Genomic DNA, 24,097 nt, shown 5'->3' with positions numbered 1-24,097 from the left:
GGGATCCTTGTCGAGGCAATAGAGTGCACGCCAGGCGCCGGGGCGGCATTGCGCTGCCCCAGGCCGGGTCGGGTAAGGCGAGGCGATGCCGGTCAGGGCGTCGCGGGTTTCTTGGCCGTGCGGGGTTTCTTCGGGGCGTCGGCCTTGGTCACTGGCACGGGCGCTTTTGCCTTGGCCGCCACCTTGGGGGCAGCAGCCGGCCTGGCCTTGGCCGTGGCCGCATCGGCTTGCGCCGTACGTGGTTTGCGCGGTGCGGCCTTGGGCGCTAGCGCTTCGGCTTCGGCCAGTTTGCGCGCCATCTCCCAGTGGCGTGCCTCCTGGCCGTCGGGTTGACCTTCCGACTCCCAGATCTGGTAGGCGAATTCGCGGATACGTTTTTCCTCAACACTCATCTCGACGCTCCTGATGTCTCAGTCTGTTCAATGAAGAGATTGACGGGAAAGGCTTTGAGCGCAGTGCTCAGCCACAGCTCGTTAGAGGTTGTGACTGCGTCCTGGCTGAAAAGTCCCGTGCAATTGGCAGTGCGCAAGGCGAACGGCAGCAGTACACGTGTGTCGTCCCAGTTCTGTGCCGGGATCAGGGGTTGCGCGGTGGTGCCCAGCAGGCCTGCTGCCAGGCGCGGTACTACCACCACGGCGCGCTGGGCCTCGCCGATGCGGGCAAAGGCGAGCACGCGTGCGGCGTGTTTGCCGCGTACTTCCAGCGGCAGGTAGCGGCCTTGGCGAAACAGCTCGGGGCAGGCGCGGCGTTGCTCCAGCACCTGGGCGATCAGCGCCTGCTTGACCCGCCCGTCGCGCCAGTGCGCGAGCAGTTCGGCCGGCCCGTGGCTGTCGTCCAGGCCCAGGCGGCGTGTGGCGAAATCCACGGCACGGCGGTTGTCCGGGTCGACCAGGCTGAAGTCCCAGTATTCGTTGCCCTGGTACAGGTCGGGAATGCCCGGCACGGTCATGCGCAGCAGGCTCTGCACCAGCCCGTTGAGCGCGCCGGGGCAGGCCAGCGACTGCGCCGCGTCGGCCAGCGACTGACGCAGTTGCTGGGATTGCGGTTCCAGCAGCAGGGCGTCGATGAAGCGCGCGCAGGCCTGTTCGTAGGCCTCGTTGGGGGCGCTCCAGCTGCTGCGCAACTTGGCTTCGCGCAGGGCCTTGTGCTGCCATTGGCGCAGGCGTTCGGCATATGCGCGCAGGCCCGGCGCGTCATCGCTGCGCAGCGCCAGCGGCCAACTGCCAAGCAGGGTCTGGTAGAGCATCAGTTCATCGCCGGGGCTGGGCGCTTCGCCGTCGGCCAGGGCGCTGCGCAGCGGCGCGGCCAGCTCGTGCCACAGTTCGACGCGCTGGGCGAACCAGTGGCTGCGTTCGCTGATCACCGCCAGGCGTGCGCGGCAGTCTTCGCCGCGCTTGTGATCATGCGTGGCAGTGGCCAGCAGGTTGTCGGGAAAGTCCTCAAGGCGTTGTTGGCAACTGGCGTGGAAGTCCTGGGCCGGGGCACTGAAATGCTCGGCGTCAAAGCCCACGTCATTGCGCGACAGCAGCACGGCCGAGCGGTAGAACGCAGTGTCTTCGACCGCCTTGGCGGCGGTGGGCGAGGTCAGTTGCTGGAAGCGCACGCAGGCATGACGCAACTGCTTGCGTGCTCGGCCAGGCGCTAGCCTGCGCCACGGTTCGCCGCCCAGCCAGCGTTGCAGGTAATCGAGCAGTGGCCAGTCGGCCTCGCCCAGGCTGGAGCGGGCATTGGCCAGGGCCTGCTGGAAAAACCCCTCGTCGGCGGCCGGGCGACCGCAGGCAGTGATGTAGGTGCGGTACACCGGGTAATGCTCCACCAGCGCCTGCAGCGCGCGGCGGATGGCGCCCAGGGTCAGGTCGCGGCTCATGATGTCGTTGCGTGCCACTTGCAGCAGTGCTTGTGCGACCGACTCGAAATCACCGGCCAGGCTCGCGTTGAGCACCCGTTGGCGGGCCAGGCGCAATTCTTCGGTAAAGGCCGGGCGCTCGCTGAGGTCGTGCCACAGTTCGGTCAGTTCGATCTCGCCGGCGGGGTCGTGCTGCAGCAGCGAGACCTGGTTCATGAATTCATAGCCGGTGCTGCCATCGACTCGCCAGTCCTGGTGCAGGCGCTCACCTGGGCCGAGGATCTTTTCCACGTAGATCGGGAAGTGCTCGAGTGCCGCGCTCAGCGGGCGCCTGGCCAACAGGCCGTCGACCCGGCGGCGCAACTTGCGGCAGTAGCCGCGCGGGTCGGCCAGGCCATCGATATGGTCGATGCGCAGGCCATCCACCAGGCCGCGCTCGATCAGCTCGAACACCTTGGCGTGGGTGGCCTCGAACACGGCCGGGCGCTCCACGCGCAAGCCGCCGAGTTCGTTGACGTCGAAAAAGCGCCGCCAATTGATGTCGTCTGCGGCTGTGCGCCAGCTGGCCAGGCGGTAGTGCTGCAGTTCTAGCAGGTGGTGCAGGCGCTCGAAGCCTGCCGGGGTAGTGGCGTCGAAGTGCTCCAGCACCTGCTCGATGGCGACGGCAACGCGCGCCTGGCGTGCCTGCGCGGCCAGTGCCTGGTGCAGCGCCTCGACTTTTTCCGGTGCCTGGCGCTGGCCCTGCAAGGCGGCAAAACGCGCGGCCAGTTCGCTCAGTTCGGGGTCACCGCTGGCACACAGGATCCGCGCGTAGTCCGGCGGGCTGATGGGGAAGCGGTGCTCATGGTGTTCTATATGAAAGCCGCCGCGTGCGGCGTCGAACCGCAGCGGGATTTCACCGGCCTGCAGGACCGTACCGTAATCGCTGGACAGGAACGGCAGCAGCAACTGGCCTTCGAGCAACGGGTCGGGGGAATGCCACTGGATGTCGAAGAATTCGGCATAGGGGCTGCGCCGGCCCCAGGCCAGCAGGTCTTGCCACCAGGGGTTGTGCGCACCGCCCACGGCCATGTGGTTGGACACGATATCGAGAATCAGGCCCATGCCATGCAGGCGCAGGGCGGCGACCAGGCGTTCGAGCGCCGCTTCACCGCCCAGCTCCGGGCTGACCCGGGTTGGGTCGACCACGTCGTAGCCGTGGCGCGAGCCGGGGCGTGCCTGCAGCAACGGCGAGGCATACACATGGCTGATACCCAGGCGGGCGAAATAGGGCACCAGCCCCACCGCATCGTCGAGGCTGAAGTCGGCATGGAACTGCAGGCGCAGGGTCGCGGTCAGGCTGTTCATCGGTCACGCTCGAAGGCTTGTTCGCGGGCCTGCGCCAGCAGCTCCAGACGCCGCGCCGCATCGCTGTCGTCGAGCAGGTGGTCGGCGGGCAGGGCGAAGCGTCGGCGCCAGTTGGGGTGGCTGTCGACCGTGCCGGGCAGGTTGGGCTGCTCGTCCACGCCCAGCAGGTCTTCCAGCGGGATCAGCACCAGCGGTGCACGGGTATGGCCGAGCAGGCGCAGGCTGGCGTCGATCAGTTCATCGCCTTCGTTCAGGTTGCCGCCGTAGCTGCTCTGCAGCAGGCGCCGCAAGCCCTGGACTTCCTGGTGGCGGGTGTCGCGCCAGTGCCGTTCGGTGATCGCATCGATCAACGCCAGGCGCTGGTTCCAGTCGATATCGCGGGCCTGCAGCCAGCCGGCCAGCGGTGGCAGGTCATGGGTGCTGGTAGTGGCCAGGGCCGAATCCGGCCAGTCGAGTATCGGCCTGAAGTGGCCGGGCGGGTCTTGCTCGAACAGCAGCACGCGCATTCCCAGGATGGCCCGGGCCGCCAGTTTTTCGCGCAACCCGTCCGGCACCGTGCCCAGGTCTTCGCCCAGCACGATGGCCTGGTGGCGTACCGACTCCAGCGCCAGCAGGCGCAACAGGTCGTCCAGCGGGTAGTGCAGGTAGGCGCCTTCGCTGGGCGGTGCGCCTTGGGGTATCAGCCACAGGCGCTGCAGGCCCATCACATGGTCGATGCGCAGGCCGCCGGCGTGGGCGAAGTTGGCCCGCAGCATTTCGATGAAGGCGCGGTAGCCGTTGCGGCGCAGGCCTTCGGGCGAAAACGCGCAGATGCCCCAGCTTTGCCCGGCACGGTTGAGAATGTCGGGCGGGGCGCCCACGTGCAGGTCGGCGAGCAGTTCGTCCTGGCGGCTCCAGGCCTGGCTGCCGGCGCCGTCGGCGCCCACCGCCAGGTCAGCGATCAGGCCCACCGCCATGCCGCTGCCGCGCGCGGCGCTCTGGGCGCGTTCCAGGCTACGGGCTATCAGCCATTGGCAGAACACGTAGAAGCTGACCTGGGTGTGATGCTCGGCGGCAAACGCAGCGATCTCGGCGCTGCGCGAGTCGTGCCAGGCGGCCGGCCACTGGCGCCAGTCCTGGCTTTCGCCGCGCTCGGCGGCCGCATCCAGCAACGCTTCGAAGCGGCAGTGGTCTTCCAGGGCCTGGCCGCCGGCCTGGCGAAAGCTGTCGAAGTCGGCGCGTGCCGGGTGTTCGCCCTGGACGAAATCCAGGTACAGCGCCTGCAACAGTTGCTGGCGGGCCTTCGCCGCCTGTGGCCAGTCGATCAGTGGCAGTCGTTCGAGCGTGTCCAGCGGGCCCTGCAACTGCAAGGCATCCAGGGCTACGCGCACCGCACGCTCACCCAGCAGCGCGTGCGGGCTGGCATACAGGCTGTTCAGAAACAACCGGCTGGAGGGCGAATAGGGGCTGTAGCTGGGATGGTTGCGTGTGAACATCGCGTGCATCGGGCTGATGGCCAGGGCATCGGCACCGCGCTCGGCGGCACTGCGCGCCAGCGCTTCGAGCGCCAGGCAATCGCCAAAGCCGCCATCGCCGGGGCGACGCAGGCTGTAGAGCTGTGCGCTGATGCCCCAGGCGCGCGGGTTCGGCGTGTCGAGGGCATCGGCCAAGCTGTAGCAACGCTGCGGGGCGACCGCCAGGGTGAAGGTGGTGGCGTCGATGTGCAGGTGGTGATAACCCACGGGCAACCCAGCAGGCAGGGCGCCAGCGCCATCCAGTTGCAGGGTTTGCCGGCTGCCGTCTTCCAGTTGCACCTCGCAGCGGCTGTGGGCACCAAAGTAGAGGGCCAGGTCCAGCGCCTGATGCTGATCGACGGTCAGCAGCGGCGGCAGGTGGCGGGCGTCATGGGCTCTTTCCAGTGCCTTGAGGCTGTTGGCGATGGCCGTGTCGTCGGCCGCGGGGTGGCCCAGGCCCGCCAGCACGCGTCGCAACACCGGCTCGCTGACACGTTGCGGGCGGCCGTTGGCGTCGACCCAGTCGACGGCCAGGCCCGCGCGTTCAGCCAGTTGCAGCAAAGGTAGGTCAGGCATGTACAGGCTCCACACAGGCGGGCGGGGTCAGGCTGACGATGCTGCTCAATGGCGGCAGTACAGCGTCACCCTGCGGGATGTCGCAACTTTCGAACAGGCGCTGTTCGCGTGCCGGGAGGTCCAGTGTCAGCGGCTGCTGGCTGAGGTTGAGGTCGATGCGCAGTTCGCTGCCATCGCCCAGTTGCCAGCGCGCGCTCACCGCCTTGTCGTCCACCACTTGCGCGCCCAGTGCACGGGTGCCGGGCAGGCGCGGGATGAGGTGGTGGTGGCGCAGGTGCAGCAGGTGGCGGTACAGCAGCACCCAGCTGTCGCTGTCACTGCCCCATTGCGGCTGCGAGTCGAGGAAGGTCCGCGCTGCATTCGGGTCGGGGATCTGCGCCCGCTGCGCCGGGTCGGCGAAGGCGCTGAACCCCTTGAACTCGGCACGCCGCCCTTCGCGCACGGCGTTGGCGAGGTCGTCATGATGGTCGGTAAAGAACAGGAACGGCTGTTCACAGCCCCAGTCGTCGCCCATGAACAGCAGCGGGATCATCGGCGCCAGCAGCAACAGGGCGGTGGCGGCGCGCAGCGCGGCGGGCGGGCACAGGCGCGGCAGGCGTTCACCCAGCGCACGGTTGCCGATCTGGTCGTGGTTCTGCAGGAACAATACAAAGGCGCCAGGCGCCAGGTGCCCGCTGGCTTCGCCGCGCGGCTCACCGTTGCGGTCGGGTTGGCCCTGGAACACGAAACCCTGGCTCAGGCAGCGCGCCAGCTTGTGCAGCGGCGCCTGGCGGTAGTCGACGTAGTAGCCCTCGTGCTCGCCGGTCAGCAGCACATGCAAGGCGTTGTGCCCATCATCGTTCCACTGCGCGTCGTAGCCCTGTTCCAGCAGGTGCGCCTGGTTGCGCTCGTTCTCAAGGTTCAGCCATACGTGGCGTCCGGGGGGCGTGCACTGGCGTACGCGGCGCGCCAGCTCCTGCAGGAAGTCGGGATCGTCGATGGCATGCACCGCGTCCAGGCGCAGGCCGTCGAAGCGGTAGTCGTGCAGCCACATCAAGGCGTTTTCGATGAAGAAGTCGCGCACCTCGCGCCGCCGAAAGTCGATGGCCGCCCCCCAGGGCGTGTGTCGGTCTTCGCGAAAGAACCCGCTGGCGTAGCGGTGCAGGTAGTTGCCGTCGGGGCCGAAGTGGTTGTACACCACGTCCAGCAGCACCATCAGGCCCAGCCCATGGGCCTGGTCGATAAGGGCCTTGAGCTGCTGCGCGGTGCCGTAGCTGCATTGCGGCGCAAACGGCAACACGCCGTCATAGCCCCAGTTGCGCTGGCCGGGGAACTGCCCGATGGGCATCAGCTCGATTGCCGTCACACCAAGGGCCGCAAGGCGAGGCAAATGCTCGGCTACACCCGCGAAGCCGCCCAGCAGGCCGACGTGCACCTCGTAGATCACCGCTTCGTGCCAGGGCCTGCCTTGCCACGCGCTGTGCTGCCAGGGGTAGTGGCTGGCCAGCACCTGACTGGGCCCGTGCACGCCCTCGGGCTGTGCGCGGGACGCAGGGTCCGGTACCCACAGGTCGCCGTCGATGCGGTAGCGATAATCGGTGCCGGCAGGGCACGCCAGGCGCGCCTCGAACCAGCCATCGTCGCGTCGCTGCATCGGCGTGGGTGCGGCGTCTTCAAGCGCTACGTCCACCTGCTGCGCATCCGGTGCCCACAGGGTGAATCGGGTGGTGTTGCTGTCCAGCATCACGGCCCCGTGGGTCGCGTGTTCCTGTGACCTCAAGGGCATACTGCAACTCTCCTCAGCCAACATTCAGCGTGGCGCGTTCCACCAGTTCCTCGTACAGGCGTGCATAGGGTTCGACTGCCTGGCACCAGTTGAAGGGTTGGGTCATGGCCAGGCAGCGCATGGCGTTGAGCAGGCGTTTCTTGTCGTACACATAGAAGGCGCGCGACAGCGCCTCGCGGTAGCTTTCGACCGAGGACTCGTCGAACAGAAAGCCGGTCACGCCGTTCTCGATGGTGTCGGCCAGACCGCCCGTGTTGCGTGCCACCGGCAGCGAGCCGAAGCGTTGCGCGTACATCTGGCTCAGGCCGCACGGCTCGTAGCGCGAGGGCATCAGCAGGAAGTCGCTGCCGGCGAACATGCGCCGGGCATCGGTTTCATTGAAGCCGATGCGTACCCCCACCCGGCCGGGAAAGCGCAGCGCCAGCTCGCGCATGGCCTGTTCTTCCTCCGGCTCGCCACGTCCGATGATTGCGATCTGGCCACCTTGTTCGACGATGTACTCGGCCACCCCCAGGGTCAGGTCCAGGCCTTTCTGGTACACCAGCCGCGACACCACGGCGAACAGCGGGCCGGTGCAGGCATCGAGCTCGAACAGTTCACGCACCTGGCTGCTGTTGGCAGCCTTGCCCTCCCAGTCGTTGATGCTGAAACGATGGGTCAGGTAGGTGTCGGTGGCCGAGTCCCAGCTTTCGTCGATGCCATTGGGGATGCCGCTGAGCAGGCCCTGCTGGGCCTTGCTGTCGAGGAACCCGTCAAGCCCGCAGCCAAACGCCGGGGTGGTGATCTCCCGCGCATAGGTGGCGCTGACCGTGGTGATGTGGCTGGAGTAGGCCAGGCCCGCCTTGAGGAACGACAGCTTGCCGTAGAACTCCATGCCGTCCTGTTGCAGGGCATGGTCGGGGATCGCCAGCTCCGGGCAGCAGGCGCGGCTGACCACGCCCTGGTAGGCGAGGTTGTGAATGGTGAACAGGGTGGGGGTGCTCAGGCCGCGCCAGTGCATGTAGGCCGGGGCCAGGCCTGCGGGCCAGTCATGGGCGTGCACCAGGTCGGGCTTCCAGTGCACCATGCCTTCGCCCGCGGCGATCTCGGCGGCGGCCAGGCCCAGGCGCGCGAAGCGGATATGGTTGTCGGGCCAGTCGCGGCCGTTGTTGGCGCCGTAGGGGGTGCCTTCGCGCTGATACAGTTCGGGGCAGATCAGTACATAGATGACCAGGCCATCGGCCAGGTCCATGCGCCCGATTTTGCACGGCGGCAGGGCGGCATGGCCGCCCAGCTCACCGACCAGGTGAATCGGGTTGTCGCTTTCGAGTACCTGGGGGTAACCGGGGATCAGTACGCGCACATCGTGCAGGTGGCGCATGGCGCGGGGCAGGGCGGCAGAGACGTCGCCAAGGCCGCCGGTCTTGACCAGGTCGGCGATTTCCGAGGTCACGAACAGGACTTTGCGCTTGTTCGGGTTGCGCCGCGAATCGGTGGCAGGTGCCTTGGCTGTCGTGACGATATCGGCAGCACGAATCTGCGCGCTGGCGTCCGGATTGAAATGCTCTACGTGGGGTTCGACAGCGGCACTGATCATACTTCTCTCCATCCCTTTGTTCAGCGGGTGTGTGCACCCATTTTTATGTCGTGTGGCTCAATCTCGCTCGCTCGTGTGTGGTGCGTCTTGATCAAGCGTGCAAGCGCTGCGCCAGCCGGCGATCCTGCCGATGGCGTTCTGACGAGTGGGGGTGGGCTGCGCCTGGGTAACCAGAATCGTTGGCCTACTTATGTTCCTGACCTGCCGGTTTTCCAGAAGTTTCGACTATTTTCGATCGAGTTTTCCGGACGGTATCGGGTCGATTGAAAAGTGTAGGAGAGATATCGGGGAAATGTGACCCGCTGGTCATATTTTGCGATTTGCACTGTCTGGGTGGGGTCTTTCGCCTTGCTGTCCACTACCGGGCGCGCAGTTGCAACAGCGCACCGTCTGCGGGCGCGATTCGGCTACCTGTGACAGGTCATGGTGCATCCGGCGCGGGTGTGCCCCCTAAGTGAGCGGCGAGGAACGAACAGCCCTCTGCAAAATAAATGCGACGCGGCCGCTGGCGGGCTATTTCCAACGTCAGGCAAAGGTTGATAGCATCCGGCCACTTCTCTTGAGTGTCCGTAATGGTCCGTGCCCTTACCCGCGTGCTTGCCCTGGGCCTGATGCTGATGCTGTCGAGCACGCTCAGCCTGGCGGCCAACACCCCTTGCTCCGGTCGCAAGGGTGGCATAGCAGGCTGCAGCGGCGATGCGTTCCTGTGCAACGACGGCTCCATCAGCGCGTCGAAAAGGCGTTGCCCGGCCTACACCGGCAACCGCCAGGCACGCCCCGCCGTGCAGCCGCTGCAAGGTCACGCCGACAGCTGCCGTTGCGCCAGTGGTACGTACTGCACCGGGCCGCGGGGTGGGGTGTACTGCCTCACGCCCTCCGGCCAGAAAAGCTACCGACGTCGCTGACGAGCGGTAATCAGCTTTTTCTCCCCGCTACCGATAACGCTTTTAATGAACTCGCAACAGCAAGGATGCATGTGATGAATCAGGCCCTGTGGTGGATGGCGTTGGTGATGGCGAGTGGCCTGTGTCAGGCGGCAACAGCGGCCGACCCCTTGCTCGATGAGCACGGCAGCACCACTGCCACTGCCAGTGAAGTGCGTGGCGTGCTGCGGGCCCGCTCCCAGGCGGTGCTGGCCAGCGAGCTGGCCGGGCGCGTGGTGGCCTTGCCCTATGCCGAAGGGCAGTCCTTCGCCAAGGGCGATGTGCTGGTCAAGTTCGACTGCAGTGCCTATCAGGCCCAGCAGAACGCGGCCAATGCCTCGGTGCGCGCCGCCCGCGAAGAGCTGCAGAACAAGCAGCAACTGGCCGCATTGAATTCGGTGGGGCGCTTTGAAGTGAGCCTGGCCGAGGCGCGTCAGGCCCAGGCCCAGGCCGAAGCCCAGGTGTACCAGGTGCAGGTGCAGCGCTGCCAGGTCAAGGCGCCGTTCGATGGCCAGGTGGTTGCACGCAAGGTACAGGCCCACGAAAGCGTGGCCAGCGGCGCGCCGTTGCTGGAAATCGTCGACAACCGTTCGCTGGAAATCCACCTGCTGGTGCCTTCGCGCTGGCTGGGCCGACTCAAGCCCGAGCAGACGTTCAGCTTCGTGCCGGATGAAACCGGCGCCCCCATCGATGCGGTGATCAAGCGCCTGGGCGCGCGCATCGACGAGGGCAGCCAGACCCTGCTGCTGATCGGCAGCCTGCCGGCCAATACGCCGGGCCTGCTGGCCGGCATGAGCGGTACCGCGCACTTCGCAGACGCGCAATGAACGCGCAGGTGCCCGGGGCGCTCGAGCAACTGCTGGCCCACTACCTGAAGCTGGAACGCCAGGCGCGCGCGGCGGCGTCGGTCGAGGTGCTGGCCTTCAGCATGGTCAACGACAGCCAGCCGCTGTTCGGCTTTCGTCACGCCGCCCTGTTGATCACCGGCAAGGTGCGCGCCCTGACCGGTATCAGCGCGGTGGAGCCCAATGCACCGTTCGTGGTTTTCATCGAGCGCGCTGCCGCGCAGTTGGCCGCTGGTGAGCGCCTGGCCTTGCCGGGCCCGGTGCCCCCCGAGAGCTTGGACCAGGCCAGCCGTGACGATTGGCAGGCGCTGTCGGCGCCGCATGCGTTCTGGTTGCCGCTCAAGCGGCGCGAGGGCGAGGTGTTCGGCGGCCTGTGGCTGTCGCGTGACACCCCCTGGAGCGACGCCGAGCAAGCCTTGCTTGCGCAACTGGGTGATTGCTACAGCCATGCCTGGCGTGCCCTGCAGCCCGGCAAGCCGTGGCGCATGCGCTGGCCGGCGCGCACCCGCTGGGCGATTGCCGGCGCCTTGCTGCTGGTGTTGCTGGTGCCTGTGCGCCAGTCGGTGCTGGCGCCGGCCGAGGTCGTGCCGCGCAACGGCCAGGTGGTGGCCGCCCCGCTGGACGGAGTGGTGGCCGAGTTCCTGGTCAAGCCCAATCAGCCGGTGCAGGCCGGGCAGGTGCTGGTGCGTTTCGACGCCACCAGCCTCAAGGCCCAGGCCGATGTCGCCGAGCGCACCCTGGGGGTGGCCGAGGCGGAACTCAAGGCCAATGCCCAGCGGGCGTTTTCCGACGCCGATTCCAGTGCCCGGCTCGACCTGCTGGCGGCCCGCGTGGAGCAGAAGCGCGCCGAGCGCGACTATGCTCGCGACCTGCTGGCGCGCACCGAAGTGCGCGCCGAGCGCGACGGCATCGCGGTGTTCGCCGATGCCCAGCGCTGGACCGGCAAACCGGTGCGCACCGGTGAGCGCCTGCTGGAAATCGCCGACCCGACCCAGGCCGAACTGCGCATCGAGTTGCCGGTGGCCGATGCCATCGGCCTGGAGCAGGGCGCCGAAGTGGCGCTGTTCCTCGACAGCGATCCGCTGCACCGCCACAGCGCAATTCTGGAGCGCGCCGCCTATCAGGCGCAGAGCACGGCGGCCGGGCAACTGGCCTACCGGCTCGATGCGACTTTCGACGCCGCCCCGCCGCGTATCGGTCTGCGTGGCACCGCCAAAGTCTTCGGTGACCGCGCGCCGCTGGCGCTGTACCTGATGCGCCGGCCGCTGGCGGCCCTGCGGCAGGCGGTGGGCCTGTGATGTTGCCGGCACTGCGTGCCGACCTGCAGCTTTCGGCGGGTGCGCCGGGGCTCGACGGCTCACCGCAATGGACCCTGGCCGACCCGCTGCGCGGCAAGTATTTCAAACTCGGCGCACCGGCCATGCGGCTGTTGCGCCATTGGGCGCTGAGCGATCCGAACCGGGTGCTGAAGGCGGCCAACGCCGAGCCCGGTGCGCCGCTCGGGCCGCAGGCCGTGGAAGAACTACTGCGGTTTCTGCGCGGGCATGACCTGATCAGCGCCAGCGACAGCGAGCAGCGCGCCGGCTACGCGGCCAAGGCGGCCAGCCAGCGTCAGGGCTTGTGGGCCCAGGTGCTGCACAAATACCTGTTCTTCCGTATTCCGCTGTGGCGGCCGGACGCTTTTCTCAATCGCACCTGGCCGTGGCTGGAGCGTTTCGGCCCGAACCTGCTGCGCTTCGGTCTGCCGACCGTGTTGCTGCTGGGTATCTTCCTGGTGATGCGTGACTGGGAGCGCTTTCTCGCGACCTTTCCCCACCTGCTCAGCCTGGGCGGCATGGCGGCCTTCGGTATCGCCCTGGGTTTCGCCAAGCTCTGCCACGAATTCGGTCACGCCTACATGGCCAAGCGCGCCGGGTGCCGGGTGCCGAGCATGGGCGTGGCGTTCATGGTGCTGCTGCCGATGCTCTACACCGATGTCAGTGATGCCTGGCGCGTGCAGGACCGTCGCACCCGCCTGTTGATCGGCGCCGGCGGCGTGCTGGCTGAACTGCTGCTGGCGTGTATCGCCTTGCTCGCCTGGTCGTTGCTGCCGGACGGGGCAGGGCGCACGGCCGCGTTCATGCTGGCCAGCGCCACCTGGATCACCACCGTGGCGATCAACGTCAACCCGCTGATGCGCTTCGACGGTTACTTCCTGCTCAGTGACCTGTGGGGCGTCGACAACCTGCAGAGCCGCGGCTTCGCCCTGTGCCGCTGGCACCTGCGCGAACGCCTGTTCGGCTATGGCGAGCCGCCGCCCGAGCGCTGGTCGCCGGGGCTGCGCAAGCGCCTGTTGTTCTGGGGCTACGCCTCGTGGATCTGGCGTGCGGCGTTGTTCTTCGGGATCGCCCTGGCGGTCTATCACCTGTTCTTCAAGGTGCTCGGCATTTTCCTGATGATGGTCGAACTGGTGTGGTTCATCGGTTTGCCGATCTGGCGTGAATGGCAGCACTGGTGGAAACACCGCGACAAGGCCCGGCCGCGCAAGGTGCTGGTGCTCGGTATCGGGCTGTTGGCCCTGCTGGCGGTGCTGCTGGTGCCTTGGCGCAGTGGCGTGGAAGTGCCGGCGATGCTTGAGGCGTCGCGGGTCAGCGGGTTGCATGCGCCGACCCCGGCACGCATTCGCCAAGTGCTGGTGAAAGATGGCCAGCAAGTGGCCGAAAACCAGGTAGTGGTCGAACTCGAGTCTCCGGACCTCGCCTCGCGCATGAGCATCACCCGCCGCGAGATCGAGATCCTGCAACTGCAACTGCGTCGTCAGTCGAGCCGCAGTGCTACCGCGGCGGACAGCGGCATTCTCGAGCAGCGCCTGGCCGAGGCGGTGGCCGAGTACCGTGGCCTGGCCGCCCAGCGCGAGCGCCTGAGCCTGCGGGCGCCGCATGCCGGGGTGGTGCGTGATCTGGCGAATAACCTCGCGCCGGGCCGCTGGGTCGGCGTGGACCTGCCGCTGGCGCAGGTCGCCGAAGGGGGGTTGCGTTTGCGGGGTTACCTGGCCGAGGCCGATCTGTGGCGGGTGGCGCCGGGCGCCACCGGGCATTTCGTCGCCGATGACGTGTTGCGCGATTCGCTGCCGGTGAGCCTTGAAGAAGTGGACGCCAACGGCGTCTCTTACATCGACCAGGAAGCCCTGGTGTCGGACCACCACGGACCGATCGCCGTGCGTCGTGATGAAGAAAAACGGGCACAGCCGCTGGAGGCTCAATATGGCGTGCGTTTCGACCTTGGAAACGGTGCGCCGGAGCAGGTGTCGCACCCGCAGAGAGGCCTTGTGGTGCTGGACGGAGAGGCGATGTCGCTACTGGGATCCGCATGGCGACGGATGGCCGCTCTGGGGGTAAGAGAAAGTGGTTTTTAGTCGTGCGATTGTAGGACAGTTGGAGTAATCTGCTGTCAATTCGCCATGCCAGTAAGCGTGACGTTTTTTACAATAAAAGTTGGTCCGCAAAGTCTATTCAATACAGGGAAGTATCGATTGATGTCGAATGACGCTGTGACCCTCCGTGCCTTGCATTCAGAAGATATGGCTTTCATCGAGCATCTTTATGCCGGCTCGCGCAAGGAGGAAATGTCCCGCAGCGGTTGGCCTGTCGAGCAGGTCGCAGCCTTTCTCAGTCAACAGTTCAACGCTCAGCACGCTTATTACCAAGCTCATTATTCCGATGGGGAATTATTGATCATCGAACGTGGGGGCAAGGCCATCGGCCGCCTCTATATGTTCTGGGGGGCGACCACGCTCAACGTGATCGATATAACCCTGCTTCCCGAATTCCAGCGCCAAGGTATCGGTTCGGCATTGATCGAGGCGCAGTTGCGCCGCGCCGACGAACAAGGTCTGCAGGTAGAGCTTTTCGTCGAATCCTATAACCCGGCACAGCGGCTGTATGGCCGGCTGGGCTTCAACGTCTGCGGCGACTCCGGGGTTTACCTGAAGCTGCGCCGCGATGCCTGCACCGACTCAAGGAAAGTCTCATGAGCGAACCGATTCTTGCCGCTATCCCCAGCCTGCAGGAACTGCGCGATGCCGATGCCGACGGCTTTGTGTTGCAGCTCACCCCCGAGCAGGGTCTGAGGGTCAGCCTGCTGACGGTCAACGAGGGCGTGGCGATGAACGACGAGCACGAATGCTATTCGCTGCTGTTGGTACTGCCACATGGCGTCAGCCTGCCGCAGGAGGTGTTCAACCTCTTTGGGCCGGGGCGCCAGCAGCCCTGGACACTGCTGATGACGCCGGTGGCCCCGGAGCCCGACGGTCGTCACGTACTCGAAGCGGTCATCCATCGCCGGCGCCAGGTTCCGGTCGATGCTTCCTGACTCGCTTAAATCCAAGCCACGCAAGCCAACATAAAGGAAGAGTCTGATGTCTGATCCGTTTTTGGGTGAAATCAGGATGGTGGGGTTCAACTTCAACCCCTATGGATGGGCGCTTTGCCAGGGCCAGATGCTGCCACTGAACCAGAACACCGCGCTGTTCGCGCTGCTGGGCACCAACTTTGGCGGTGATGGGGTGAACACCTTCGCTGTCCCCGATTTTCGTAGCCGTATCCCGGTCGGCTTCGGCACCGGCGCTGGCCTGCCGGCCTACGAAATGGGCCAGAAAGGCGGGGCGATTGCCATGACCGAGCTGGCTTCGACCCTGGCCCAGCATGCCCACACCGTTTCGCTGACGGTCAATGGCGCTGCGACCCTGCAGGTCGTCAATGCTCCGGCTACCAGTTCGACGCCTCTGGCCAACGGCTACCTGGCGATCCCGGACGACGGCCAGGGCGGTACCTTCAACCTGTACCACAGTGGCATCTTGGCCAATGGCCAGCCGGCGCCGAAGATCAATCTGTCGGCACCCGCGGTGGTCGCCGCCGGCACCGGTCAGACTTCGATCAGCGGCCAAAGCGTTCCGTACTCATTGCTCAACCCTTACCTGTCGGTCAACTTCATCATTGCGCTGCAGGGTGTCTTCCCTAGCCGCAACTAACAGCGACAACCGGCGGTGCCTCAGGGCACCGCCACTTTTCTGTTCGCGGCGTCCCAACCGACGACGCGGGGGCACACCAGGAGGTGCAGCATGAAATTCATCGAACGCTTCTCGCGCAAACCCGTCCAGTCGCAGTCCATCGAGGCCAGCCCGGCTCCGTTGTTGATGGCGCTGGAGCCGCGAATCATGTTCGATGCGTCCGTGGGCGTGGTCGCCCAGGACGCCGCGGCCCAGACTACCGTCGACGCGGCCAAGGACAGCACCTCCAGCAACGAGGCGAGCCCGGCCCAGGCGGCCGCATCCGGCAGTAGCGGGCAGGCGGCGCAGCGCCATGAAGTGGTGTTCGTCGACGGCCAGGTCAGCGATGCCGACAAGCTGGTTGCAGGCCTGCCGGCCAATACCGAGATCGTGGTGCTCGACCCGAACAAGGACGGCCTGCAGCAGATGGCCGACTACCTCAAGGGCCGCGAAGGCCTGGACGCCATCCACCTGTTGTCTCACGGCGCGGACGGCACGGTGCAGATGGGCAACGTCTGGCTGGCCAGCAACAACCTCGCCGAGCACCGCGCGACCCTGGAAAGCATTGGCGCCGCGCTCAAGGCCGATGGAGACCTGATGCTCTACGGCTGCAAGGTGGGGCAGGGCGACAAGGGCCAGACCTTCCTCGACCAGTTGGCCAGCATCACCGGCGCCGATGTCGCCGCCTCGGTCGACGATACCGGCGCAGCAGCCCTGGGCGGCAACTGGAGCCTGGAACGCAGCAGCGGCAGCATCCAGACCAGCGCGCTCAACCTGACGGCCTACGACAACCTCATGGCGGTCGTTTATACCGGCGGCCAGGTCGCCACCGCGCCGATTCTGGGCAACACCGCCGCCAACCTGATGCGCATGGTAGTGGGCGACTTCAACAACGACGGGCGCGACGACATCCTGTACCAGGACAACACCAACCTCTGGCGCTTCGCCGCAGGCCAGGCCGACGGCACCTTCATCACCGTCCTGGCTAACCAGTCGGGCTCGCCGTTTGCCGGCCTGTCCCTGGGCGCGTCGGCGTCGAACGGCGTCAACTATCATGCCGCCGACTTCGATGGCGATGGCGACACCGATTTGCTGGTGGCTGCCGTCAGCGCTCAGCAACTGACCCTGTACCGCAACGACAACGGTGTGTTCTCCGCCGAGACGATCCCCGGCGGCCCGCAATTCGGCAACCGTACCATCGTTGGCGATTTCAACGGCGATGGCGCCGCCGACCTGCTGTACCAGACCACCAGTACCGCCGGTGCACCGTGGCGGGTGATGATGAACAATGGCGACGGCAGCATGACGGACCTTGACATCACCAACGCCGCGTCGCCGTTCCGCAACATCAACCTGCCAGACTTCATCCTCTACCAGTACCGTATTGCCGACGTCGACGGCGATGGCGACGTGGACCTGATCCACCTGGTCGCCGGCTCCTCGATGAGCTACTTTCGCAACGACAACGGCACGTTCGTCAACGGTACGCTGGTGGGCATCGCCTCAGCGCTGCCGCAGACCCGCTATGTGGTCGCCGACTTCGATGGCGACGGCGATGCCGACATCCTGTTCCAGCTCAGCGCCACCACCAACGACTGGAAGTTCTACCGCAACGATGGCACCAATGGCTCCGGCAACCCTGTCTACACCCTGTTGGAGAAAGACGACGCCGACTCTCCGATCAAAGGGTTGAACATGGTCAACATGAGCAACCAGAACTATCGCTTCGGCGACTTCGACGGCGATGGCGACCTGGATCTCTTCGCCAGTTCGCTCAACGTGGCCGGCTCGGTCTACTTGCAGAGCGGCAGTTCGCCCAAGCTGCTCAACGCCACCCCGGGTGACGACACCCTGAACGTTGCCCCCGCCGCGAACATCGTGCTGACCTTCGACCGTGCCGTCATTCAGGGCTCCGGCAATATCCAGATCGTGCGCCTCAGCGACGGTCAGATCACCACCATTTCTGCTTCCGACGTCCAGGTGAGCGGCTCCGGCACTATCTGGACCATCAACCCGTCGAGCAACCTCGACCCGGGCACCGCCTATGCCGTGCGCATTTCGCCAAAAGCGTTCATTGCCACCGATGGCAAGGCCTATGAGGGTATCGCCAACAACACGACGCTGAACTTCAGCACCTCCAGCGTACTGCCGCCGGTGATCGGCAACCTCAATGGCGACAGCGTCACCTACGTCGAAGACAGCGCTTATGTACTGCTCGACGCTTCCGGTAACGCGACGGTCAGCGACGCCGACTCGGCCAACTTCAACGGTGGCAAGCTGACCGTGCAGATCACCAGCGGTCGGGCCAATGGCGAAGACGTGCTGTTCATTCGTGATCAGGGTGCTGGCGCCAACCAGATCGCCATTTCCGGCGCTTCGATCATGTACAACGGCCTGGTGATCGGCACCTTCACCGGCGGCAGCAACGGCAACCCGCTGGTGGTCACCTTCACCAGCAACGCCAACACGACCACGGTCGCTGCCCTGGTACAGAACCTGGCGTACCGCAACGCCAACACCGTCGAGCCATCGACTACCTCGCGCAGCGTGTCGATCAGCATGGATGACGGGGTTGGTGGCGATAGCGCGGTGTCCGTGGTTACCCTTGCCGTCCAGTCGGTCAACGATGCACCGGTGGTCAGCGTCACTGCCTCCAACCCGACCTACACCGAGAACAGCTCGGCGGTGCAGCTATTCAGCGGCGCGACGATCAACACCGTCGAGTCCGGGCAGAAAGTCAGCCAGATGACCTTCACCGTCAGCACCGTATACAACGGCGCCGCCGAGAAGCTGGTGATCGACGGCAGCGACGTGACCCTGACCAACGGCACGAGCGTGGTGACCACCAACAACGGCACGGTGGTCACGGTCTCGGTGATCAGCGGCATTGCCAGCGTCACCCTCAGCAGCAGCGCCGGCCTGGACTCTGCGACGGCGCAGACCATCCTCAACACCATGACCTATCGCAACGACAGCGACAGCCCTAACACCACCAACCGGGTGGTGACCCTGAGCTCCGTGAGCGACAACGGCGGGTCGGCCAATGGCGGCTTGCCTACCGCAGCCATCGGCATCTTCAGCACTGTGACAGTGGTCGGCATCAACGATGCACCTGTCCTCACCGGTGGGCCGTACAGCCTCCCGAGCATCAACGAGGACACCACCAGCACTGGCACGCGGGTCTCGACCCTGCTGACCAACTACACCATGGTGGACGCAGACGTCGGCGCCTTGCGCGGTATCGCGGTGTATGGCAAGTCCGGCAACGGCATCTGGCAGTACTCTACTGACAACGCCACCTGGACCGACTTCGGCGCCGTTTCCAGTACCAGTGCGTTGTTGCTCGCCTCCACCACCTATATCCGCTACGTCCCCGATGGCGCCAACAGCGAGACGGCCAGCCTCAACTTCCGTGGCTGGGACCAGACCACTGGTACCGCTTCCATCAACGGTGTTCGCGGCGTTTCCGATACCACCAGCAACGGCGGGACGACTGCTTTCTCCACGGACACTGCGGTGGCCAACCAGGTAGTGAGCGCAGTCAACGATGCGCCGGTGATGACGGGCGTGTCGCCGGCGCTGGACGGGATCACCGAGACCGCCATCAACAACGGCGGCAGTACCGTCCTCTCGCTGCTGGGCGGTGTCACCGACATCGACAACTCCGCGGTCAAGGGCATGGCGATCACCGGCCTGACCGCCACCTACGGCAAGTGGCAGTACAGCCTCGACGCCGGCGTCACCTGGGGCGACGTGGGTATCGTCTCCACCAGCTCCGCGTTGATCCTCACCGCGCAGAACCTGGTGCGTTTCGTACCGGACGCTCTCCATGGCGAGACGGCAACCATCACCTACAAGGCCTGGGACCAGAGCAGCAACGCCGGCCTGCAGGGCGTCAAGGTCAATGTCACCACCTCCGGCGGCACGTCGGCTTATTCCACCTCCACCGACACTGCCAGCGTGGTGGTCACCGCGGTCAACGATGCGCCGATCGTCACCGGCTCTGGCGGCAGCGTGACCTGGACCGAAGGCAACACCACCACGTCGATCCCGGTAGTCATCGATAACGCTGTGACCATCAGCGATGCCGACGGTCCTGGCATCGCCTCGGCGACCGTGCGCATCTCGAACAACTACAGCTACGGCAACGATTTCCTGGCGCTGGTTTCCAACCCGGCGACCATGGGCAATATCATCGGGACGTGGGACGCCGCCAACGCGACCCTGACCCTGAGTTCCGCCGGTAACCTGGCGAGCCAGGCGCAGTTCCAGGCGGCATTGAGGGCGGTGACCTTTACCAACCTGTCGCAATCGCCCACCCTCGGGGCTCGCACCGTAGAGTTCCGGGCCAACGACGGCAGCCTGGACTCTGCGGGCGTCACCCGTACCATCACCATAAGCGCCGTGGATGACACACCGTTGATCAGCGTACCGGCGAGCACCCAGGTGGTCGAGGACGTCGCCTCGGTGATCAACCTGATCAGCATCAGCGACCCGGACTCCGTCAACGTCTACATGACCCTGAACGTCGGTTCCGGCACCCTTGCCGCCACCAGCGGCGCCGGCGTGGTCGTGGGCGGCAACGCCACCACAATGAACCTGAGCGGCACCATCGCCGCCGTCAACGCCTTCATCGCCAACAACCGCGTGACCTACACCGCGGCGGCCAACGCCACGGCCGACGTGACCCTGACCATCACGGTCGACACCGGCAGCGTCGGCACCGACACCAAGACCATGACCCTCTCGGTCACGCCGGTGAACGATGCGCCGGTGGCCACCGTGCCGGTGAGCATTACCGTTACCGAAGACCTGGCTTCTTCCTTGACCGGCATCAGCTTCAGTGACGTCGATGCCGGCAGCGCTTCGGTCACCGCGACCTTCTCGGTACCGAGCGGCATCCTCAGCGCTATCTCCGGCAGCGGCGTAACGGTAGTGGATTCGGGCACCTCTACGCTGACACTGTCCGGCAGCCTGAGCGATCTCAACGCCTTCATCGCCGCCGCCAGCGTGAAGTACCAGACCGCCCTCGATAACACCACCAGCGTGCTGCTGACGATATCGATCAACGACAACGGCAACACCGGTGGCAGTGCGCTTACCGATACCAAGACCGTGATCATCAACGTCATTGCGGTGAACGACGCACCGGTCAACGCAGTGCCGGGCGACCAGAGCGTCAAGCAGGACGCGGTGCTGACCTTCAACAGCGCCAACGGCAATCTGGTCAGCATCAGCGATGTGGATTCCGGCGGCTCGCCGATTATCGTCACCCTGACCGCCACCAACGGCCTGATCACCCTGTCCAGTAACATCGGACTGGCCTTCCACAACGGCAACGTTCCGGGCACCGCCACCCTGGAGTTCGAGGGCTCTCTGGCGCAGATCAATGCCGCGCTGAACGGCATGAAGTTCACTCCGACGCCTGGCTACAACGGCCCGGCGAGCTTCACCCTCACCACCAGCGATCAGGGAGGCACCGGCAGCGGCGGGTCGCAGAGCGACTCCGACACCGTCAGCATCACGGTGGCGCCACTGAACCCGAGCGTGACCGCTGTCAACGTGGTGCAAGGCAACGGCGGCTACAAGGTGGGTGATTTGCTCACGGTCGTCGTCACCTTCGACCAGACCGTGAATGTGACCGGTGGTGTGCCGAGCCTGTTGCTGGAAACCGGCCTGATCGATCGCCAGGCAACCTATGTCAGCGGTTCGGGCTCCAACACGCTGAGCTTCATCTACCAGGTACAGGCCGGTGACCTCAGTGCCGATCTCGACTACCAGAGCACTGCGGCGCTGCAGTTGAACGGTGCGACCATCAGGAGTGCCACCAGCGAGAATGCCGTGCTTACCCTGCCGGGCCTTGGCAGCGCTCAGTCGATTGCCGGCCAGAAGGATATCGTCATCGACGGCGTGCAGCCCAAAGTCGGTAGCGTCAGCGTGCCGGCAGACGGCACCTATGTGGCCGGGCAGCACCTGGACTTCACCGTCAACCTCGACGAGGTGGTGCTGGTCGATACCGGCAATGGCGTACCGCGCCTGGCGGTGACCTTGGGCGATGGCCGGGTGGCCTATGCCGATTATCTGTCAGGGTCGGGCAGCCACGCCCTGGTGTTCCGCCTGACGGTTGGCAGTGGGCGCTCGGGCGGGGTGAGCATTGCTTCGACCCTGGACCTCAACGGCGCTACCTTGCGCGATGCACTGGGCAATGACGCACGACTGCAACTGAACAACGTCGACAGTACCGCCGGCATCGTGGTCGATGCCAAGCCGCCGCGCCCGACCGGGATCGTGCTCGATGGCCCGGCCGCGCCTGGCGACACGACGCTGAATTTCACCTTGCGCTTTGACGAGGCGGTCAGTGGCGTCGATGTCGGTGACTTCAGCCTGCTCGCCACCGGCAATGCCAGCGGCAAGGTGCTGTCGGTGGTGCAGATCGACGCCCAGACCTACCGCATCAACGTAGGCAGTATCACCGGCGTGGGCAGCCTGAGCCTGGGGCTCAATGCCCAGGGCAGCGGGATCAGCGACCAGGTGGGCAACGCACTGGCAGTATCGCTTGCAGGGGCTGCACAGAACGTCGGCTCGTCGAGCGAGCCCAGCGTACCCAGCGTACCCAATGTGCCCAATGTGCGTGGCCAGGACGCCGGTGATCCGGAGTTCCGTAGCAGTTCGCCGTCGATGCCGGTGGCGCCGGCCGGCACATTGCTGCAGCCACAGGTGCCAGCGGCGCCGCTGGATGCCAGCCTCTCGCCGTTGTCGCTGGCACCGTTCTTCGAGACGCGTACGCTGGGTAACGGCTTTACACCGCTGGGTACGATTTTCCTGAGTAACGTCGTCAGTACGCCAAGCTTCATTGCCCAGGTGTTCACCAGCAGTGGCAATGACGTCGGCAGCGCGCAGGACGGTGTCTTCGCCAGCAGCAGTTTTGCGGCGATCTTCAATCGCGAAGGGGTGGATTACGTTGATCCGCTGAATGTCTTCAACGGCAGCCAGTGGCGTGCCAGCGACCTCGAACAGGGCCTTCGCGGGGTGTTTGGCGCCCCGACACTGGGCCAGCAGCTTCACCAGATCAACGACGCCGACCAACGCCATGTGCGTGAGTTGGCATTGGCATTGGCGCAACCGGCACAGATCGGTGCGCGTGCATGAAAGGCAGCACACACTTGACAGAACGAGCCGTACCAGGGGGCGGCCCAAGGATGAACAAAAGTCATAAACTGTTTGGTGCCAGCGTGCTGGCACTGGCAATCAGCGGGTGTGCGGTGACCAGCCAGCCGATCGAACGCAGCGCCAGCGAAGAGCGGGCGCTTCAGGACCTCGTCAGCATGTTCAAGGCGCAGGAGCCGCTGACCGAACCCTTGACCTTGCACCAGGCCATGGCCCGCGCGGTCAAGTACAACCTCGAGGCCCGCCTGAAGGTGATGGAAGAGGCGCTGGCCAAGCGTCAGGTAGACCTGGCGCGTTTCGACATGCTGCCGCGCATGGCCCTGGAAGCAGGGTATGCCGGGCGCAACAACGTCAGTGCCTCCAGCAGCCAGAGTGTCGACACCGGTACCCAGTCGCTGGAACCTTCGACCTCCCAGGACCGTGACCGCGAAGTGGCCGACCTGACCATGGTGTGGAACGTACTGGACTTTGGTGTCAGCTACGTCAGCGCCAAGCAGCAGGCTGACCAGCGCCTGATCTTGCAGGAGCGTCGGCGCAAGGTGATCCACACCATCACCCAGGACGTGCGTTCGGCGTACTGGCGGGCGGTGGCGGCGCAGCGTCTGCTGACCCAGATCGACAGCCTGATGGGGCGCATTGCCCAGGCGCGGGACAACAGCCAGCGCATGAGTGCCCAGCGCATCGGCGACCCGGTGCAGACCCTCAGCTACCAGCGTGCGCTGATCGAAGCCACGCGCCAGCTTGAAGAGCAGCGGCGTGCGTTGTCGTTGGCCAAGACCGAGCTGGCGGCGCTGATCAATTTGCCGCTGAGCACCTCGTTCGAACTGGCGCCGGAAGCGGGCTATGGCGTGCCGCAGTTCAAGGGTGATTTTGCCCAGCTGGAGCAGCAGGCCCTGGCCAGTCGCCCGGAACTGCGCGAGCAGGATTACCAGGCGCGCATCAGTGCGGCAGAGACGCGCAAGGCCATGTTGCGGCTGTTGCCGGGCCTGGAGTTTTCGGCGGGCGGGCACTATGACAGCAACTCGTTCCTGGTCAACCAGAGCTGGGCCGATTATGGCGTCAAGGTGACGTGGAACCTGTTCAACGTGCTCTCGGCGCCGTCGGCGATCAAGGTGGCCAAGGCGGGTGAGGACGTGGCGGCGGCGCGGCGTCAGGCCATGTCGATGGCGGTGCTGGCACAGTTGTATGTGGCCAATGCCAACTTCAATGAAGCGACTCGTCAGTTCCGTACCAGCGAAGAGCTGGCAGCGTTGGACGGGCAGATTGCCGAGCAGTTGCGCAACCGTTACCAGACCCAGAACATTGGTGAACTGGAGTTGATCCAGGGTGAGCTGAACAACTTGCAGACGCAGTTGCGGCGTGACTTGTCGTATGCCGAGTTGCGCAATGCGTATGCGCAGTTGTATGTGAGTACGGGGACGGATCTGTTGCCGGATACCTTGCCGGACAACAGCTTGGCGACCATTGCGACGGCGTTGCAGAGCAGTGAGGCGAACTGGGGGAGATAAGGGGAATAATGTGTGCGGCACATGT

Annotated in this window: 14 protein-coding genes; 9 read left to right on the top strand and 5 right to left on the bottom strand. The window is 65.5% G+C overall.

The window, feature by feature from the left end:
* Nucleotides 1–92: 92 nt before the first annotated feature.
* From KUO17_RS15005 to glgA, 5 genes are read right to left on the bottom strand one after another with little or no spacing between them, the layout of a single operon-like run.
* On the bottom strand, nucleotides 93–392 hold the full coding sequence (locus tag KUO17_RS15005) for a DUF2934 domain-containing protein (RefSeq protein WP_217976328.1): 300 nt from the start codon (nucleotides 390–392) through the stop codon (nucleotides 93–95).
* A complete protein-coding gene (locus KUO17_RS15000; RefSeq protein ID WP_217976327.1) occupies nucleotides 389–3,193 on the bottom strand; it encodes a malto-oligosyltrehalose synthase in 2,805 nt (934 codons plus the stop codon). Before KUO17_RS15000 ends, KUO17_RS15005 begins: the two co-directional genes overlap by 4 nt.
* Nucleotides 3,190–5,262 carry a 4-alpha-glucanotransferase gene (gene malQ / locus KUO17_RS14995; protein WP_217976326.1) on the bottom strand — a complete coding sequence of 691 codons (2,073 nt, stop codon included), beginning with the start codon at nucleotides 5,260–5,262 and terminating at the stop codon, nucleotides 3,190–3,192. The genes KUO17_RS15000 and malQ overlap by 4 nt, the downstream gene beginning before the upstream one ends.
* A complete protein-coding gene (gene treZ, locus KUO17_RS14990; RefSeq protein ID WP_255263595.1) occupies nucleotides 5,255–7,027 on the bottom strand; it encodes a malto-oligosyltrehalose trehalohydrolase in 1,773 nt (590 codons plus the stop codon). The genes malQ and treZ overlap by 8 nt, the downstream gene beginning before the upstream one ends.
* 13 nt (nucleotides 7,028–7,040) lie before the next feature.
* The gene (gene glgA / locus KUO17_RS14985) at nucleotides 7,041–8,603 is read right to left on the bottom strand and encodes a glycogen synthase GlgA (RefSeq protein ID WP_217976325.1); all 1,563 of its coding nucleotides are present in this window, start codon (nucleotides 8,601–8,603) and stop codon (nucleotides 7,041–7,043) included.
* A 611-nt stretch (nucleotides 8,604–9,214) separates the two neighbouring features.
* Here glgA and KUO17_RS14980 point away from each other — a divergent pair.
* The 9 genes from KUO17_RS14980 (at nucleotide 9,215) to KUO17_RS14940 (ending at nucleotide 24,072) form a co-directional block, all read left to right on the top strand.
* Complete coding sequence (locus KUO17_RS14980; RefSeq protein WP_425274865.1) at nucleotides 9,215–9,508, top strand: YdcA family protein; 294 nt, start codon at nucleotides 9,215–9,217, stop codon at nucleotides 9,506–9,508.
* A gap of 95 nt (nucleotides 9,509–9,603) precedes the next feature.
* The gene (locus tag KUO17_RS14975; protein WP_425274864.1) at nucleotides 9,604–10,353 is read left to right on the top strand and encodes an efflux RND transporter periplasmic adaptor subunit; all 750 of its coding nucleotides are present in this window, start codon (nucleotides 9,604–9,606) and stop codon (nucleotides 10,351–10,353) included.
* The gene (locus KUO17_RS14970; protein WP_217976322.1) at nucleotides 10,350–11,669 is read left to right on the top strand and encodes an efflux RND transporter periplasmic adaptor subunit; all 1,320 of its coding nucleotides are present in this window, start codon (nucleotides 10,350–10,352) and stop codon (nucleotides 11,667–11,669) included. The genes KUO17_RS14975 and KUO17_RS14970 overlap by 4 nt, the downstream gene beginning before the upstream one ends.
* Nucleotides 11,666–13,765 (top strand): site-2 protease family protein, encoded by a 2,100-nt coding sequence (locus tag KUO17_RS14965; RefSeq protein WP_217976321.1) that lies wholly within the window; start codon nucleotides 11,666–11,668, stop codon nucleotides 13,763–13,765. The genes KUO17_RS14970 and KUO17_RS14965 overlap by 4 nt, the downstream gene beginning before the upstream one ends.
* 120 nt (nucleotides 13,766–13,885) lie before the next feature.
* Complete coding sequence (locus tag KUO17_RS14960; protein WP_217976320.1) at nucleotides 13,886–14,383, top strand: GNAT family N-acetyltransferase; 498 nt, start codon at nucleotides 13,886–13,888, stop codon at nucleotides 14,381–14,383.
* Complete coding sequence (locus tag KUO17_RS14955) at nucleotides 14,380–14,721, top strand: DUF6916 family protein (RefSeq protein WP_163940722.1); 342 nt, start codon at nucleotides 14,380–14,382, stop codon at nucleotides 14,719–14,721. Before KUO17_RS14960 ends, KUO17_RS14955 begins: the two co-directional genes overlap by 4 nt.
* 46 nt (nucleotides 14,722–14,767) lie before the next feature.
* A complete protein-coding gene (locus KUO17_RS14950) occupies nucleotides 14,768–15,379 on the top strand; it encodes a phage tail protein (RefSeq protein WP_217976319.1) in 612 nt (203 codons plus the stop codon).
* 90 nt (nucleotides 15,380–15,469) lie between these two features.
* The gene (locus KUO17_RS14945; protein ID WP_217976318.1) at nucleotides 15,470–22,546 is read left to right on the top strand and encodes a DUF4347 domain-containing protein; all 7,077 of its coding nucleotides are present in this window, start codon (nucleotides 15,470–15,472) and stop codon (nucleotides 22,544–22,546) included.
* 50 nt (nucleotides 22,547–22,596) lie between these two features.
* Nucleotides 22,597–24,072 carry a TolC family protein gene (locus tag KUO17_RS14940; protein WP_217976317.1) on the top strand — a complete coding sequence of 492 codons (1,476 nt, stop codon included), beginning with the start codon at nucleotides 22,597–22,599 and terminating at the stop codon, nucleotides 24,070–24,072.
* The last annotated feature ends 25 nt before the right edge of the window (nucleotides 24,073–24,097 follow it).

The sequence above is a fragment of the Pseudomonas aegrilactucae genome (assembly GCF_019168305.1).
Taxonomy (GTDB): Bacteria; Pseudomonadota; Gammaproteobacteria; order Pseudomonadales; family Pseudomonadaceae; genus Aquipseudomonas; species Aquipseudomonas aegrilactucae.
This window is presented reverse-complemented; position numbering and strand designations above follow the sequence as displayed.

Bases quoted from the DNA above. Each gene is read 5' to 3' on its own strand.
- KUO17_RS14940 (WP_217976317.1), top strand. From the start codon at position 22,597: ATGAACAAAAGTCATAAACTGTTTGGTGCCAGCGTGCTGGCACTGGCA.
- KUO17_RS14970 (WP_217976322.1), top strand. From the start codon at position 10,350: ATGAACGCGCAGGTGCCCGGGGCGCTCGAGCAACTGCTGGCCCACTAC.
- KUO17_RS14955 (WP_163940722.1), top strand. From the start codon at position 14,380: ATGAGCGAACCGATTCTTGCCGCTATCCCCAGCCTGCAGGAACTGCGC.
- KUO17_RS14950 (WP_217976319.1), top strand. From the start codon at position 14,768: ATGTCTGATCCGTTTTTGGGTGAAATCAGGATGGTGGGGTTCAACTTC.
- KUO17_RS14960 (WP_217976320.1), top strand. From the start codon at position 13,886: ATGTCGAATGACGCTGTGACCCTCCGTGCCTTGCATTCAGAAGATATG.
- treZ (WP_255263595.1), bottom strand. From the start codon at position 7,027: ATGCCCTTGAGGTCACAGGAACACGCGACCCACGGGGCCGTGATGCTG.
- glgA (WP_217976325.1), bottom strand. From the start codon at position 8,603: ATGATCAGTGCCGCTGTCGAACCCCACGTAGAGCATTTCAATCCGGAC.
- KUO17_RS14980 (WP_425274865.1), top strand. From the start codon at position 9,215: ATGCTGATGCTGTCGAGCACGCTCAGCCTGGCGGCCAACACCCCTTGC.
- KUO17_RS14975 (WP_425274864.1), top strand. From the start codon at position 9,604: ATGGCGTTGGTGATGGCGAGTGGCCTGTGTCAGGCGGCAACAGCGGCC.
- KUO17_RS14945 (WP_217976318.1), top strand. From the start codon at position 15,470: ATGAAATTCATCGAACGCTTCTCGCGCAAACCCGTCCAGTCGCAGTCC.
- KUO17_RS15005 (WP_217976328.1), bottom strand. From the start codon at position 392: ATGAGTGTTGAGGAAAAACGTATCCGCGAATTCGCCTACCAGATCTGG.
- KUO17_RS15000 (WP_217976327.1), bottom strand. From the start codon at position 3,193: ATGAACAGCCTGACCGCGACCCTGCGCCTGCAGTTCCATGCCGACTTC.
- malQ (WP_217976326.1), bottom strand. From the start codon at position 5,262: ATGCCTGACCTACCTTTGCTGCAACTGGCTGAACGCGCGGGCCTGGCC.